Below are 15,676 nucleotides of genomic sequence, written 5' to 3'. Positions count from 1 at the left end.
CGCGCCGGCGTCAGCCGACGGTCACGTCATAGAACAGCGGGCGCCCGTAGAGATCGTAGGTCAGGCCGGAGATGGTCTCGCCCACCGCCGTGATGAGCGACGGGCTGTACAGCGGCACGATCGCGACGTGCTGGGCGTTCCACTGCTGCAATTGCGCATAGACCGCGTTGCGCGCGTCCTGATCCGTGGATGCCACACCCTCCTGCAGGAGCGCGTCCACGGCGGGGTCGCTCACCTGCGACGCGTTCTGGAAGCCGTCGGTGTGGAGGTGGCTGCGCAGCAGGTCGGGATCCACGCCGGAGAAGCCCCAGTCCGTCAGGTCGAAGGTCCTGGGCTCGTACTGCTCGTTGTAGGCGCCGGGCTCGAGCACTTCGCGGACGACCTCGAAGCCGACGTCCCTGAGGTCGGACTGGATGGCGTTGGCCAGCGCGACGCGATCATCGGGCACCGGCGTCCAGGCGATCCAGCGAGCCGAGAGCCGCTGTCCGTCCCTCGTCCGGTAGCCGTCGGCATCCCGCCCGGTCCATCCCGCCTCGTCCAGGAGCTGGTTCGCCCGCTCGGGGTCGAACTCCCAGGTCCCCTCGAGCGACGCGTCGTACCCCGGGGTCGTGGAGCCGAGCACGCTCCACGCGCGCGGGAACTGACCGTAGAAGATCTCGGTGACGGCGGTGTCGACGTCGATGGCACGGGAGAACGCCTGCCGCACGCGCTCGTCGGCGAAGACCCCGTACGCCTCGTTGAGGTAGAGCGAGTAAGGCAGCCCGGGATACTCGTTGGCGTCGACGGTGAGCGTGTCGGGGAGCTCGGCGGCCAGGTTCGGCGGGATGTTGCTGGCCAGGTCGGCCTCGCCGCTTTCCACCACCCCCGCGCGCACGGCGGCCTCGGGGAGGATCTCGACCCGCAGGGTCTCGAACGGCGCAGCATCCTGGCCGTCCGGCCCCCACGCGTAGTCGTCATTTCGGGTGTAGACGAGCTCCTGGTCGGGGGTGTACTCGGTCAGCTCGAACGGACCGGTCCCCACGGTGACGCCGGGGCCGCCGGCCCTGAGCTGGTCGGCGGCGTCCTCGAGGACCGCCGGTGAGTAGAACCCGAGCAGGGATGTGCTCGCCGCCTGCAGGAACGGCGCGTACGGCTGCGTGAAGCTCACACGCACCGTGCGGTCGTCGATCACCTCGGTGCCGGCGTAGAACTCGCCGCCCAGCATGCTCGCCGCCTGCGCGGAGGCCGTCTCCGGGTCGGCGATGCGGTCGAAGTTCGCCTTCACCGCTGCGGCATCGAAGGGCTCGCCGTCGTGGAAGGTGACGTCGTCCCGGAGGGTGAACACATAGGCGGCGCCGGCATCCTGGATCTCCCACTCCTCGGCCAGCCAGGGCGAGAAGGTCCCGTCGGCTTCCTGGAAGACCAGCGAGTCCAGCACGGAGCGCTGGATCATGGCGGAGACATCGAGCTGGCTGGTCTGCGGGTCCATGTGCCCGGCCGACAGGTTCGCGCCCTCGATCGCCCACACCACCTCGCCGCCGCCGTCGTCGTCGGCGCTGCCGCCGCCGGAGCACGAGCTGAGCGCGATGGCGGCGACGAGGGTGAGAGCGGCGGCAGGAACAAGCCTGCCCAGTCGGTGAGCGGGCATGAAGACCTCGAGACGAAGGAAGGGACGGCGGGTCCACCGTATCGGATTGGTGGACGCAGTCGAACAACGCGGGCGGTCCCGGCGGCATTCCCTCTGCCATCGCGGGTATGTCGCGGATCGAGGAGATCTCAGATCGAGGCGACCGCGGGTATCGAGGGGATCTCGCGAATTGAGGAGCGGCCACCCGCATCCGCTCCTCAATTCCCGCGATCTCCTCGATTCCCGCGGGCACTCGAGGCCGGCGAGTCCATGATCCGCGGATACCACTCCCCCTCCCCACCTCTCCTCCGCGGAGAGTTGTGCACGGCCACGCCTCAGCCGCGCACGCTCTGCGACTCTTCGGCCGAGGATCCCTGCATGGATGTCCTCGGATGGGTCGTCGCGCGCGGCGGGGTGGTACGCACGACGGACCTGCGTCGGGCGGGCGCGAGCGAGTACCGCATCCGCGAGCACGTCACCTCCGGGCAGCTCATCCGTCCCCGCGGCGGGTGGGTCGCCCTCCCCTACGCCGATCCGGTGCTCATCGCGGCGGCCCGTGCCGGTGTCGTCCTCACGTGCGTCACGCTCGCCGCCCGGCTCGGCCTGTGGGTGCTGCGCGACGGAGACGAGCACCACGTCGCCGCACCGGCCTCGGCCGGCGCCGTGAGAGCCCGCGGCGCCCACGTGCACTGGGCCACACCCATCGTGCCGCGTGTACCCGGTTCCCTCACCGATGCGGCGGAGAACATGCTCGCGCTGGTGGCCGCCTGCCAGCCGTATGAACGCGCGCTCGCGACCTGGGAGTCGGCGATCCAGTCGGGGATGGTCGATCTGCATCAGCTCCGCCGCCTCCCCTTCACCGGTCGAGCGCGCGAGATCCTCGACGTCGCGACCCCGTTCAGCGACTCGGGTCTGGAGACCTTCGTGCTGGTGCGCCTCCGATGGCTCCATCTGCCGATCGTGCCGCAGGCCTGGATCGCCGGGCACCGAGTGGACTTCCTCATCGGCGACCGGCTGGTGCTGCAGATCGACGGGGCGCACCATGTCGGCCAGCAGCGCGCAGAGGACATCGCCCACGACGCGCTCCTGGCCACCCTCGGCTACCACGTCGTCCGGGTGGGCTACATCCAGGTCATCGACCGCTGGCACGAGGTGCAGGGTCTGGTCATGCGCGCGGTCGCGCAAGGGTTGCACCTCGCCCGCTGACGCGCGTTCCGAGGGGATCACGGGAACCGAGGATCCGGATGCGGCGGAGCCTCCTCGATCCTCGGGTTCTCCTCGATTTCCGCGGCCCAGGCCCCGGCGCGAAACCCCGCCCAGGCCCCGGCGCGAGTCGGGGACGCAGGGGCCGGGCGAGCCGGAGGGGGTCCGGAGCGGACGGTAGAATCGAGGCGATCCCACACTCAGGCACGTTCACACGGTGCCGCACATATCGAGGAGCCTCCCGTGACCGACGCGCACATTCCCGACAAGCCCGCCCTGGAGGGTCTCGAGCAGAAGTGGGATGCCGCGTGGACCCAGCAGGGCACGTACCTGTTCGACAGGGCCCGCGCCGTGGAGGCCGGTCGTGGGGGCGTCTTCTCGGTCGACACCCCGCCGCCGACGGCCTCCGGGAGCCTCCACATCGGCCACGTCTTCAGCTACACGCACACCGATGTCAAGGTGCGCTTCGAGCGCATGCGCGGCAAGACCGTGTTCTATCCGATGGGGTGGGACGACAACGGCCTGCCCACCGAGCGGCGCGTGCAGAACTATTACGGGGTGCGCTGCGACCCGTCCCTGCCGTACGACGCGGGCTTCGCCCCGCCCTACGAGGGAGGCGACAACAAGTCGAGCAAGGCCGCCGACCAGGTGCCCATCAGCCGCCGCAACTTCATCGAGCTGTGCGAGCGCCTGACGGTCGAGGACGAGAAGACCTTCGAGGCGCTGTGGCGCTCCCTCGGCCTGAGCGTGGACTGGACCCAGACCTACCGCACGATCTCCGACGAGACGATGCGCAGCAGCCAGCTGGCGTTCCTGCGCAACCTGGAGCGCGGCGAGGCCTACCAGGCACTGGCTCCGACCCTCTGGGATGTCGATTTCCGTTCCGCGATCGCCCAGGCCGAGCTCGAGGATCGCGATCAGCCCGCCGCCTACCACCGCCTCGCCTTCCACGGCGCGGACGGAGACGTCTTCATCGAGACCACGCGCCCCGAGCTTCTGCCGGCGTGCGTCGCACTCGTGGCGCACCCCGACGACGAGCGCTACCAGGCGCTCTTCGGATCGACCGTGCGCACGCCCCTGTTCGACGTGGAAGTGCCCGTGCTCGCCCACCCGCTCGCCCAGCCCGACAAGGGCTCGGGCATCGCGATGATCTGCACCTTCGGTGACGTCACCGACATCATCTGGTGGCGCGAACTCGACCTCCCCAACCGCACGATCATCGGCCGCGATGGCCGGGTCCTCGCCGATGCCCCCGAGGTGATCGAGACGGATGCGGCGAAGGCCGCGTACGCGGAGCTGGCCGGCAAGACCGTGTTCAGTGCGAAGAAGCGCATCGTGGAGTTGCTGCAGGAATCCGGCGACATGATCGGCGACCCCAAGCCCTTCACCCATGCGGTGAAGTTCTTCGAGAAGGGCGACCGGCCGCTGGAGATCGTCTCCACGCGCCAGTGGTACCTCCGCAACGGCGCCCGCGATGCCGAACTGCGTGAGCGTCTCATCGCGCTCGGCCAGGAGATCGCGTGGCATCCCGACTTCATGCGGGTCCGCTACGAGAACTGGACGAACGGGCTCACCGGCGACTGGCTCGTGTCGCGCCAGCGTTTCTTCGGGGTTCCGATCCCGGTCTGGTACGGCCTGGACGAGAACGGCGACCGCGACTACCACCGGGTGCTGACCCCCGACGCCGCGGCACTCCCGGTCGACCCCACCACCGACGTCCCCCCCGGCTACACCGAAGACCAGCGCGGCGTGCCGGGCGGGTTCGACGCCGAGCGCGACATCTTCGACACGTGGGCCACGTCGTCCCTCACGCCGCAGCTGGCCGGCGGATGGCAGCGGGACGAGGAGCTGTGGAACACCGTCGCCCCGTTCGACCTTCGCCCGCAGGGCCAGGACATCATCCGCACGTGGCTCTTCTCCACCCTGCTGCGCAGCGCACTGGAGGACGGCAGGGCGCCCTGGTCGGATGCGGCGATCTCCGGCTTCATCGTCGACCCCGACCGCAAGAAGATGTCGAAGTCGAAGGGGAACGTGGTCACCCCGGCCGACATCCTCGTCCAGCACGGTTCCGACGCGGTCCGCTACTGGGCGGCGTCGAGCAGGCTCGGCACCGATGCGGCGTTCGATCCGCAGAATCCCACGCAGATCAAGATCGGCCGACGTCTGGCCATCAAGCTGCTCAACGCCGCCAAGTTCGTCCTGTCCTTCCCCGTCCCCGAGGGGGCGGAAGTGACCCACGCGCTGGATGCCTCGATGCTGGCCACCCTCGACGGGGTCGTGCGCGAGGCGACGAAGGCGCTGGAGGCCTACGACCACGCCCGCGCCCTCGAGGTGACGGAGTCGTTCTTCTGGACGTTCTGCGACGACTACCTCGAGCTGGTCAAGGAGCGTGCGTACGACCGCACCGACGTCGGCCAGGCCTCCGCGGCCCTGGCCCTCCGTCTCGCGCTGTCGACGCTCCTGCGCCTCTTCGCCCCGGTGCTGGCCTTCGCGGCGGAGGAAGCCTGGTCGTGGTTCAACGACGGTTCGGTGCACACCGCCCCGTGGCCGGAGCCGATCGCCCCCGACCAGACCACGACGGGGGGCACGGCCGGTGACCCTGCGGTGCTGGCCGCCGTGGGCGAGGCGTTGATCGGGATTCGCCGCGCCAAGACCGAGGCCAAGGTCTCGCAGAAGACGCCGGTGGATGCGATCACCCTGGCGGGACCGTCCGCGGATGCGTTGCGTCTCGCGGAGGGCGACCTCCGCGCCGTCGGACGCATCGCCTCCCTCACGTTCGTGGATGCCGACACCACGGCGGTCCTCGACATCCAACTCGCCACGCAGGAGAACTGATGCAACTCGGAACCCGTTGGACCTTCGGCGACACTCCGCCCGCTGCCGTGCCCGAGGCGCTGCACGCACAGATCGCGGCGGTGGAGCGGCTGCTTCCGGCAGACCAGCTCGCTCACCAGCCCGCGCCGCGCTGGACGTTGACCTGGCTGGAACACCGCCCCGTCGCCGAACTGGACACCGGTGTGATCGTCACGGTCGACCCGAACGGCGAGGTCGTCGTGCGCAAGGACGACGACACCGGCATCTCTTAGTCGTCCTCGACCGCCGGGGCGCCGGCCTCGGCCCCGGCTTCCCGCGTTCCGCGGATGAGGAGCCGGGCGGAGCCCAGCGTCGTGATGAGGACCACCGCGGCGGCGACAACGAACGGCAGCCGCAGATCGACGCGCGCCACGACGCCCCCGAGCACGGTGGCGACGGGGAAGAGTCCCCATGTCAGCATTCGGATCACCCCCAGCACCCGTCCGAAGAGCATCGGCGGCACGATCTGCTGTCGAAGGGCGGCCCAGGGGACGTTCCAGAGCGACACCGCGAAGGCGAACACGGCGAAGGACACGACCGCGACGACCACCCCTGGCGCCAGCCAGATCGCTGTCATCCCCGCCACGGCCACGAGGTTCGCGCCCAGCATGACCGGGCCGCGGCCGAAGCGGCGCACGAACCATGCCGCGAGGACCGACCCGAGGATGGCGCCCACTCCCAGGCCCGCCGTGACGAACCCGATTGCCCCGGGGGCGACCCCCTGTTCGTCGAGGAAGTACAGCAGCGTCGTCGCCTGCGCGAAGCTGAACGCCGAACCGAGGACTGAGACGAACACGACCATGGCCCGGAGGTAGCGGTGCCGCGCGAGATAGCGGAGAGCGTCGCGCGTCGGGACTCGCGCGGGGGGCGCAGGGACCGCGCCCGGGACCAAGGGCGGTTCAGCCGAGGGCGATTCAGCCGTGGGCAGCGAAGGGGCCTGGCGGACCGGTCGCGCGGCCGTCAACGGCAGGAAGAGGGCGAGGACCACCGGCACGAGATATCCGGCCGCTCCGAACCACAGCGGCAGCGCGAGCGCGACGGCGTACAGGACTCCCGCCATGGGCGTCGCCACGAAATTGTCGATCGTGCCCTGCGCAGCCTGGATGCGCCCGTTGGCGCGCTCGAGCTGATCGCGGCGAACGACGCTGGGGACGACGGCGTTGGTGGCGTTGTCGAAGAGCGTCTCGCCGACCCCGAACAGAAGGGTGCCGATCATCAGGGCGGCCACCGTCATGTCGCCGGTCGCTCCGAGAACCGCCAGCCACAGCGCGGCCGCGCCCCGCAGCCCATTCGCCGCGGCCATCACCATCCGCCGATCGAAGCGGTCGACGACCATGCCGGCGGGAAGGCCGAACACGAGCCAGGGCAGGAAGGCGAGGGCGCCGAACAGGGAGATGATCAGCGGGTCGCTCGTGAGGGTGGTCGCGATCAACGGCACCGCGGTGCGCCCCACCCCGTCCGCGAAATTGCTGAAGGCCGCTGCGGTCCAAAGCTTGCCGAAGTCTCGCCCCAGGCCGTCGCCAGCGAGAGCAGTCATGTCAGGATCCTCCGGTGATACCGTCAGCGGAATGCGTGCGCGCACTCGCATGCAAGACAAGCTCTGCATCGCCCTTGCACATTCCCGTTCGGCGCGCACCCGCCACCGGGAACGCGGCCGGGTCTGGCTACGCTGGCGGGATGGATCGCACCAACCTCCTCCTCACGGCCAGCGGCCTGCCCCACGGACTCCCCGATTACGCCGCCATTCGGGCCGACGACTATCTGCCGGCGTTCCAGGAGGCCATGGCCGCACAACGCTCCGCGGTGGACGCGATCGCCGGAGCGGCTGAGCCGCCCACGTTCGAGAACACCCTGCGCGCCCTGGAGGACAGCGGTGAGATGCTGGACCGCGTCGCCCGCACGTTCTACACCGTGTCGTCCGCGGACGCGAGCGTGGAGATCCAGGACATCGAAGAGACGCTCGCCCCGCTGATGTCCGCGCACCAGGACTCCATCGCGCTCGATGCGGACCTGTTCGCCCGCATCCAGACCATTCACGACGGCCTCGGCGACCTCGACCTCACCGACGAGCAGCGGTACCTCGTGCAGCGCCGATTCCGGGAGATGTCACGTGCCGGCGCAGGCCTGAGCGATGACGAGAAGTCGCAGCTCATGGACATCAACCGGCGCCTGTCGGTGCTGACGACGACGTTCGAGAAGAACCTCCTGGCCGACACCAACGACCTCGCCGTCGTGTTCGACGACGCCGCAGAACTCGATGGCCTGTCAGACGGGGAGCTCTCCGCGGCCGCGCAAGCCGGTGCCGATCGCGGACTTCCCGGAAAGTACGTCGTCACGCTGACGCTGTTCACCGGCCATCCGTATCTGTCCGCCCTGACCGTCCGCGAGAGCCGCCGGCGGCTCCTCGAGGCCTCGCGCGCCCGTGGCATCCGGGGCAATGCCAACGACAACCGCGGCGTGCTGCAAGAGATCGCACGGCTGCGCGCGGAACGTGCGCACCTGCTGGGATACCCCAGCCACGCCGCCTACGTCACCGCCGACCAGACGGCAGGGTCGCCCGAGGCCGTCCACGCGATGCTCCGCCGGCTCGCTGTGCCCGCCGCCCGCAACGCCCGGCGAGAGGAGCAGAAGCTGCAGGAGCTCCTCGACCACGAACCGAGTACGTTCACCCTCGAGGCGCACGACTGGGCGTTCTACACCGAGAAGGTGCGCGCGGCGGAGTACGACCTCGATCGCACGGCGCTGCGTCCCTGGTTCGAGGCGGAACGCGTGCTCACGGACGGGGTCTTCTTCGCGGCCGAGCGCCTCTACGGCGTCCGGTTCCGCGAGCGGGCAGATCTGACCGCGTACCACCCGGACGCCCGTGTGTTCGAGGTGTTCGAGCCCGACGGCTCGTCGCTGGGGTTGTACATCCTCGACCTGTACACGCGCGAGACCAAGCGGGGCGGGGCGTGGATGAACTCCATCGTCGTGCAGTCCGACCTCCGCGGCACGACTCCGGTCGTCGTCAACAACCTCAACGTCGCCAAGCCCGCGGCGGGAACCCCGACCCTCCTCACCCTGGATGAGGTGACCACCCTCTTCCACGAGTTCGGCCACGCGCTGCACGGGCTGTTCGCCCGGGTCACGTATCCGCACTTCGGAGGAACCGCCGTATTCCGGGATTTCGTCGAGTTCCCCAGTCAGGTGAACGAGATGTGGATCTTCGAGCCGGAGATCCTCGCCAACTACGCCCGGCATGCGGACTCGGGCGAGCCGCTGCCCGCCGACGTGGTGGAACGCCTGCACGCGTCGGAGGCGTTCAATCAGGGCTTCGCGACGAGCGAGTACCTCGCCGCGTCCTGGATCGACCAGGCGTGGCACGCACTGTCGGCGCGAGATGCGTCCGCAGACGTCGATGTGAGCACCTTCGAGCAGGCGGCGTTGGCCGACATCGGCCTGGACAACCCGGTCGTTCCACCGCGGTACGCCTCCTCGTATTTCCAGCACGTGTTCTCCGGCGGATACAGCGCCGGGTACTACTCGTACATCTGGAGCGAGGTGCTCGACGCCGACACCGTCGAGTGGTTCCGGGAGAACGGCGGTCTCCGCCGCGAGAACGGCGATCGCTTCCGCGCGCGGTTGCTCGGCGTCGGTGGCTCCAAGGACCCACTCGAGGCGTACCGCGATTTCCGCGGGCGGGATGCGGAGATCGAGCCGCTCCTGGAACGACGCGGGCTGACCGACTGACGCGGGTGGCGCCTACCGTAGCGTGCGGGCAGGCGCCTCCGGAGAGTCGTGTTCACACGGTAGGAGCAGCCGCCGACATCGCGGCGCGAAGGTCAGGCGGTCTTGCGCTTCTGGTGCAGCACGAGCGTGGGGGTCGCGCCTTCCTCGACGGAGGCCTGCGTGATGATCACCTTCGCCACGTCGTCGGCGGAGGGGATGTCGAACATGATCGGCCCGAGCACGTCTTCGAGGATCGCGCGGAGCCCGCGGGCTCCGGTCTTGCGCCCGACGGCGAGGTCGGCGATGGCGCGGAGCGCATCCTGCTCGAATTCGAGCTGCACGCCGTCGATCTCGAACATCCGCTGGTACTGCTTGACCAGCGCGTTCTTGGGACCGGTGAGGATCTCCATGAGCGCGTCCTGGTCGAGGGGGTGTACCGACGCCACGACGGGAAGGCGCCCGATGAACTCGGGGATGAGGCCGAACTTGTGCAGGTCTTCCGGCAGCACCTCTCCGAAGAGGTTCTGGTCGCCGTCCTTGTCGTAGAGCGGCGCACCGAAACCGACGCCGTGCTTGCCGACCCGCGAGGAGATGATGTCCTCCAGGCCCGCGAAAGCGCCGGCCACGATGAACAGCACGTTCGTCGTGTCGATCTGGATGAACTCCTGATGAGGATGCTTGCGGCCACCCTGGGGCGGCACCGAGGCGACCGTGCCCTCGAGGATCTTCAGCAGCGCCTGCTGCACGCCCTCGCCCGAGACATCGCGGGTGATGGAGGGGTTCTCCGCCTTGCGGGCGATCTTGTCGACCTCGTCGATGTAGATGATGCCCGTCTCGGCACGCTTGGTGTCGAAATCCGCGGCCTGGAGGAGCTTGAGGAGGATGTTCTCGACGTCCTCGCCGACGTAGCCTGCCTCGGTGAGCGCCGTCGCGTCGGCGACCGCGAAGGGGACGTTCAGGCGCTTGGCCAGCGTCTGGGCCAGGTAGGTCTTGCCGCACCCTGTCGGGCCGAGCAGGAGGATGTTGCTCTTGGCGATGTCGACGTCCTCGGCGCGCTGTTCCGCGGACTGCAGGGTGCCGTGCGCACGGATGCGCTTGTAGTGGTTGTAGACCGCGACTGACAGGGCGCGCTTGGCGGCATCCTGCCCGACCACGTACTCCTCCAGGAAGGAGAAGATCTCGCGAGGCTTGGGAAGGTCGAACTCCGAGACGACACCGGCGGAGGACTCCGCCATCCGCTCCTCGATGATCTCGTTGCACAGCTCGACGCACTCGTCGCAGATGTAGACGCCGGGTCCGGCGATCAACTGCTGGACCTGCTTCTGGCTCTTTCCGCAGAAGGAGCACTTGAACAGGTCGGCGCTCTCACCGATGCGTGCCATCCGGCTCTCCTCTACAGGGCGGTCGTTCAGGGTGGTTCGAGCCTAACCGCTGCAGCGGACATCGGAGCGTATTGGGACGGCCCGTATCAGCGCACCGTGCGCGGGAACGCCGAAGCCCCCGTCGACGTACGACGGGGGCTTCGGATCGGGTCAGCGGGTGAGGGCTGCCGGGGTGCGCTTGCGGGTCGTGAGGACCTGGTCGACCAGTCCGTACGTGACGGCCTCCTCCGAGGAGAGGATCTTGTCACGGTCGATGTCCTTGTTGACCTCTTCCTGCGTGCGGTTGGAGTGCTTCGCGAGCGTCTCCTCCAGCCAGGTGCGCATGCGCATGATCTCCTGCGCCTGGATCTCGATGTCCGAGGCCTGGCCGTGGCCGGCCTCGCCCATCGCAGGCTGGTGGATCAGGATGCGGGCGTTCGGAAGCGCCAGGCGCTTGCCCGGCGCGCCGGCAGCCAGCAGCACCGCGGCCGCGGAAGCGGCCTGGCCGAGCACGACGGTCTGGATCTGCGGCGAGACGTACTGCATCGTGTCGTAGATCGCGGTCATCGCGGTGAAGGATCCGCCCGGCGAGTTGATGTACATGATGATGTCGCGGTCGGGGTCCTGGCTCTCCAGAACCAGGAGCTGCGCCATCACGTCGTCCGCGGATGCATCGTCGACCTGGACACCCAGGAAGATGACGCGGTCCTCGAACAGCTTGTTGTACGGGTCCTGACGCTTGTAGCCGTAGGCCGTACGCTCCTCGAACTGCGGGAGGACGTACCGGCTGCCGGGCGACTGCAGCGCCTGCGGGTTCACGCCGCCGAAAGTGGGGGTCTGCATATCGGGAATGTCCTTACTCTCTCGACGCGGGTCTCAGGCAGCCGGTCCGCTGTCGGCGGTACCGCCGCCACCGATGACGTCGGTCGCGGATTCGCGGATGTGGTCGACGAAGCCGTACTCCAGCGCCTGCTGGGCGCTGAACCAGCGGTCACGGTCGCCGTCGGCGTTGATCTGCTCGACCGGCTTGCCGGTCTGAGCTGCGGTGATCTCGGCGAGCCGCCTCTTCATGTCGAGGATGAGCTGCGCCTGGGTCTGGATGTCGCTGGCGGTGCCGCCGAAGCCGCCGTGCGGCTGGTGGAGCAGGACGCGGGCGTTCGGCGTGATGTACCGCTTGCCCTTGGTGCCGCTGGTCAGCAGCAGCTGCCCCATCGAGGCGGCCATGCCGATGCCGACGGTCACGATGTCGTTCGGGACGAACTGCATCGTGTCGTAGATGGCCATGCCGGCGGTGATGGAGCCGCCCGGCGAGTTGATGTAGAGGTAGATGTCCTTCTCGGAGTCTTCGGCAGCCAGCAGAAGGATCTTGGCGCAGATCTCGTTCGCGTTGTCGTCGCGCACTTCTGAGCCGAGCCAGATGATGCGGTCTCTCAGCAGCCGGTCGAAGACGCTTGTTGCGACCAGGGGTTCGGGCATGTGTGCTCCTGTTTCCGTTCGATCTGGCTTCGAATCTACCGGCGCCATTTGACCCCGGTACGCGTGTTCGCCGTGGGCAGATCAGCCGTGCCCCCAGCGCCGTGAATGGCGGATGCCCCGGCCCCGCGTGTGCGCGGAGACCGGGGCATCCGGAAAGGGGTCTTACTCGGCGGCGTCGGCCTTCTTCTTCGCCGGGGCGCGCTTCTTCTTGGCCGGCTTCTCCTCGGCCTCGATCACCTCGTCGGCCTCGGCGGCCGCATCCGCGATCTCCTGGGCCTCCTCGACGACCTCGTCCTCGGGGTCCGACTCGGTCTCCTCGACGGCCACGAAGCCGCTGAGGTCCACCGGGTTGCCGTTGGTGTCGACGACGTTCACCCGGCCGAGCGCCACGGCGAGGGCCTTGTTGCGCGCGACCTCGCCCATGATCGCGGGCAGCTGGTTGCCCTGCTGCAGCGCGTCGACGAACTCCTGCGGCGCCATGCCGTACTGCGCGGCCGACTGGATGAGGTACTGGGTCATCTCGTCCTGGGAGACCTGCACGTTCGCCTCTTCGGCGACCTTGTCCAGCAGCATCTGCGTGCGGAACTGCTTCTCGCTGGCCTCGGCCACCTCGGCGCGGTGCACGTCGTCTTCGAGCCGGTTCTCGTTCTCGAGGTGGGTGCGCACCTCGTCTTCGATCAGCTGCGGCGGCACGGGGATCTCCACCTGCGCGAGGAGCTCGTCCACGAGCTTGTCGCGCGCGGCCGAACCCTGCGTGAAGGTGGACTGCTGGCCGACGCGGTCCTTGAGGCTCTCGCGGAGTTCCGCGATCGTGTCGAACTCGCTCGCGACCTGCGCGAAGTCGTCGTCGGCCTCGGGGAGCTCGCGCTCCTTCACGGCGGTGACGACGAGGGCGACCTCGGCCTCTTCGCCGGCGTGGTCGCCACCGACGAGCTTCGAACGGAACGTGGTCTCCTCGCCGGCGGTCAGCGACTCGATGGCCTCGTCGATGCCCTCGAGCAGCTCGCCGGAGCCGACTTCGTACGACACGCCTTCGGCGCGGTCGATCTCGGCGCCGTCGATCGTGGCGACGAGGTTCAGTTCGACGAAGTCACCCGTAGCGGCGGGGCGGTCGACGGTCACCAGCGTGCCGAAGCGGCCGCGCAGGCGGTCGAGCTCCTCGTCGATCGCGGCCTCGTCCACCTCCACCGCATCCACAGTGACCGTGATGCCCTCGTAGGCGGGCAGGTCGAACTCGGGGCGCACGTCCACCTCGACGTCGACGATGAGGTCGCCGGAGTAGTCCTTCAGCTCCGGCAGCTCGACGATCTCGGCGTTGGGACGGCCGATCACCCGCAGGTTCTGGGCCTCGACGGCCTCGCGGTAGAACTTGTCCAGTCCCTCGTTGACGGCGTGCTCCATGACCGCGCCGCGACCGATGCGCTGGTCGATGATCGGAGCCGGCACCTTTCCCTTGCGGAAGCCGGGGATCTGCACGTCCTGCGCGATGTGCTCGTACGCGTGCGCGATGCTGGGCTTGAGCTCGTCGGGTGAGACCGTGATGTGCAGCTTCACCCGCGTCGGGCTGAGCTTCTCGACGGTGCTGTTGACCATGCCTTTTCGTTCTCCTCGTGCTGGTCCGCGCGCAGAAGCGGCGGTCATAGGTCTGGGTCGTGGGGTATCTCGTCGGGGCGACAGGATTTGAACCTGCGGCCTCCCGCTCCCAAAGCGGGCGCTCTACCAAGCTGAGCTACGCCCCGGGCGGTGCGCACGTGCGCGCACGACGAACATCCCCCCGAAGTCTAGTCGATCCGGCCGTGGCGGGTCTGTGCACCCCGGGCTTGACAGCGCCCTCCGGCTGCCGCACCACCCCGGCATCCGATTCATCCGTGCGCGGCAGGCGCCGCGGGTCGGAGGGTGGTCTCGCGTTCCGTTAGACTCGGGATGCTGCGGCGTGAGCCGTTGCGGGGATGTAGCTCAATGGTAGAGCCTCAGTCTTCCAAACTGATGGTGCGGGTTCGATTCCCGTCATCCCCTCCACATCTCGCGTGCGCCGCCACACGGCGCGCCGCATCCCCCTACGGTGGCGGTCGGTATCGTCCCATCGGATGATGTGCCGCCGAGCGCCCGCGCCCTAGCGTCAGAGCATGGACGTCTTCGCGCTGTTCCACCCCTCCGCGCACGATGCGCGGCTGGACTGGCAGAGCCGGCAGCAGCTCCCGGCACCCGTCCCCTCGCCGGGCGAGGGTGAGCGGCCCGGCGAGATCCGGGACGGACGCATCGTCATCGAGGTCCCCCTCGCAGCTGACGCCGATCGGCCAGTCCGCCACGGCGGATGACGTCGGAGGATCGCACCAAGGTCGGAGGATTTCCGGCTGATGCTCCGACGACGGTCAGAACCTCCGGCCTCTGTCAGGCCCGGTCGAGTACTCCTACACGGCGGCTGAGGCGAGCCCCGCTTAGCGCTGCCCCGGCGCGTCCCGCTCCCGCCGGAGGATCGGACGAAGGTCGGAGGATCTCCGGCTGATGCTCCGACGAAGGTCAGAACCTCCGACCTCCGTCAATCCCGCTCGAGCACGGCGACGAAGCTCTCCGGCAGGACGACGTTCTCCGGTGCGCCGGCGAAGAAGCCCGCGACCTGATCGGGCGTGTAGCCGGCGATGCCGCATCCGACCTCCGTCACGAGGAACCGCAACTCCGGATGCTGCCGGGCGACGTCGAGGAACCTCGCGGCCTGCTCCTCGAAGACCCGCAGGCCCGACATCGTGTCGATGCCGTACGACTGACCCTGCAGCCCTTCGGACTGGCCCCAGATCGCACCGAAGCGGTCGTACGCGAAGCGTGCCGCTCCCCCGCCGTGGGCGCCGGGCGCGTTCGAACCGAAGACGAAGACCTCGCCGGGCTGCAGCGAATCGATGCGCATGGCGCGAGGTTACGGCGCGCTCGATGCGGCGTCCACCGCGGCGGCATGGGTGCGCACGTGGCCGCGGTAGATGTCGGCGTTCGCCCGGAGGCGCGCCCGCTCCTGCGCCGTCAGCTCACGCCGTACTTTGGCGGGCACACCGGCCACGAGGGAGCCGTCGGGGATGACCGCGCCCTCGAGCACGACCGCTCCGCCGGCGATGAGGCAGCCGGCCCCGATGACGGCGCCGGAGAGGATGACGCTTCCCATGCCGATGAGCGAACCGTCCCCGATCGTGCAGCCGTGCACCACGGCGTTGTGTCCCACGGAGACGTTCTCGCCGATTCGCACCGGGTAGTCCGCATCCACGTGTACCGACACGTTGTCCTGCAGGTTGCTCCCGGCGCCGACGGTGATCGGCGCGCTGTCGGCCCGCAGCACGGCGTTGTACCAGACGCTCGCCTCACCGGCGAGCGTCACGTCGCCGATCACGCGCGCGCCGGGGGCGACGAAGGCGGAAGCATCCACCGCGGGGGCGGCGCCGGGGAGGGCGAGAACGGTGGCGTCGGCGGCGATCGTCATGGTGCG

General features: G+C 69.0%; 13 protein-coding genes and 2 tRNA genes. 6 read left to right on the top strand and 9 right to left on the bottom strand.

From position 1 onward, the window contains the following. Positions 1-10 precede the first annotated feature (10 nt). The gene (locus AC2DGY_RS07735; protein WP_484509112.1) at positions 11-1,627 is read right to left on the bottom strand and encodes an ABC transporter substrate-binding protein; all 1,617 of its coding nucleotides are present in this window, start codon (positions 1,625-1,627) and stop codon (positions 11-13) included. A gap of 357 nt (positions 1,628-1,984) precedes the next feature. Between AC2DGY_RS07735 and AC2DGY_RS07730 the strand changes: the two genes are divergently transcribed. The 3 genes from AC2DGY_RS07730 to AC2DGY_RS07720 all read left to right on the top strand — a co-directional run bounded on the left by AC2DGY_RS07730 (position 1,985) and on the right by AC2DGY_RS07720 (position 5,895). After that, entirely contained in the window at positions 1,985-2,812 is an 828-nt protein-coding gene (locus AC2DGY_RS07730) for a DUF559 domain-containing protein (protein WP_484509111.1), read from the top strand. A gap of 240 nt (positions 2,813-3,052) precedes the next feature. Next, on the top strand, positions 3,053-5,644 hold the full coding sequence (gene valS, locus AC2DGY_RS07725) for a valine--tRNA ligase (protein ID WP_484509110.1): 2,592 nt from the start codon (positions 3,053-3,055) through the stop codon (positions 5,642-5,644). Then, positions 5,644-5,895: a hypothetical protein gene (locus AC2DGY_RS07720; protein ID WP_484509109.1), complete on the top strand. Its 252-nt coding sequence runs from the start codon at positions 5,644-5,646 to the stop codon at positions 5,893-5,895. Before valS ends, AC2DGY_RS07720 begins: the two co-directional genes overlap by 1 nt. Here the strand turns inward: AC2DGY_RS07720 and AC2DGY_RS07715 are convergent. Further along, positions 5,892-7,199: an MFS transporter gene (locus AC2DGY_RS07715; RefSeq protein WP_484509108.1), complete on the bottom strand. Its 1,308-nt coding sequence runs from the start codon at positions 7,197-7,199 to the stop codon at positions 5,892-5,894. The genes AC2DGY_RS07720 and AC2DGY_RS07715 overlap by 4 nt on opposite strands. Before the next feature lie 140 nt (positions 7,200-7,339). Here AC2DGY_RS07715 and AC2DGY_RS07710 point away from each other — a divergent pair, with 140 nt between their 5' ends. Continuing rightward, a complete protein-coding gene (locus AC2DGY_RS07710) occupies positions 7,340-9,391 on the top strand; it encodes a M3 family metallopeptidase (protein ID WP_484509107.1) in 2,052 nt (683 codons plus the stop codon). Positions 9,392-9,483: 92 nt separating this feature from the next. On the opposite strand, the gene clpX is transcribed toward AC2DGY_RS07710, so the two are convergent. From clpX to AC2DGY_RS07685, 5 genes are all read right to left on the bottom strand, one after another. Next, complete coding sequence (gene clpX / locus AC2DGY_RS07705) at positions 9,484-10,752, bottom strand: ATP-dependent Clp protease ATP-binding subunit ClpX (protein ID WP_484509106.1); 1,269 nt, start codon at positions 10,750-10,752, stop codon at positions 9,484-9,486. 150 nt (positions 10,753-10,902) lie between these two features. After that, positions 10,903-11,574 carry an ATP-dependent Clp protease proteolytic subunit gene (locus AC2DGY_RS07700; RefSeq protein ID WP_484509105.1) on the bottom strand — a complete coding sequence of 224 codons (672 nt, stop codon included), beginning with the start codon at positions 11,572-11,574 and terminating at the stop codon, positions 10,903-10,905. Between the two features lie 33 nt (positions 11,575-11,607). Next, positions 11,608-12,255: an ATP-dependent Clp protease proteolytic subunit gene (locus AC2DGY_RS07695; RefSeq protein WP_484509104.1), complete on the bottom strand. Its 648-nt coding sequence runs from the start codon at positions 12,253-12,255 to the stop codon at positions 11,608-11,610. A 114-nt stretch (positions 12,256-12,369) separates the two neighbouring features. Next, positions 12,370-13,800, bottom strand: coding sequence for a trigger factor (gene tig / locus AC2DGY_RS07690; RefSeq protein WP_484509103.1), 1,431 nt, complete (start codon positions 13,798-13,800; stop codon positions 12,370-12,372). A 72-nt stretch (positions 13,801-13,872) separates the two neighbouring features. Beyond that, positions 13,873-13,946: transfer RNA gene (locus AC2DGY_RS07685), tRNA-Pro, on the bottom strand. A gap of 206 nt (positions 13,947-14,152) precedes the next feature. Between AC2DGY_RS07685 and AC2DGY_RS07680 the strand changes: the two genes are divergently transcribed. Continuing rightward, a tRNA-Gly gene (locus AC2DGY_RS07680) sits at positions 14,153-14,226 on the top strand. A gap of 107 nt (positions 14,227-14,333) precedes the next feature. Continuing rightward, on the top strand, positions 14,334-14,525 hold the full coding sequence (locus AC2DGY_RS07675) for a hypothetical protein (protein ID WP_484509102.1): 192 nt from the start codon (positions 14,334-14,336) through the stop codon (positions 14,523-14,525). Between the two features lie 221 nt (positions 14,526-14,746). Here the strand turns inward: AC2DGY_RS07675 and AC2DGY_RS07670 are convergent, their stop codons facing one another. Next, positions 14,747-15,109 carry an A1S_2505 family phage non-structural protein gene (locus tag AC2DGY_RS07670; protein WP_484509101.1) on the bottom strand — a complete coding sequence of 121 codons (363 nt, stop codon included), beginning with the start codon at positions 15,107-15,109 and terminating at the stop codon, positions 14,747-14,749. Positions 15,110-15,118: 9 nt separating this feature from the next. Further along, positions 15,119-15,670, bottom strand: a complete 552-nt coding sequence (locus tag AC2DGY_RS07665) for a gamma carbonic anhydrase family protein (protein WP_484509100.1) — start codon at positions 15,668-15,670, stop codon at positions 15,119-15,121. Positions 15,671-15,676: the final 6 nt, after the last annotated feature.

The sequence above is a fragment of the Microbacterium sp. Z6_144 genome, from assembly GCF_057197625.1.
This window is presented reverse-complemented; position numbering and strand designations above follow the sequence as displayed.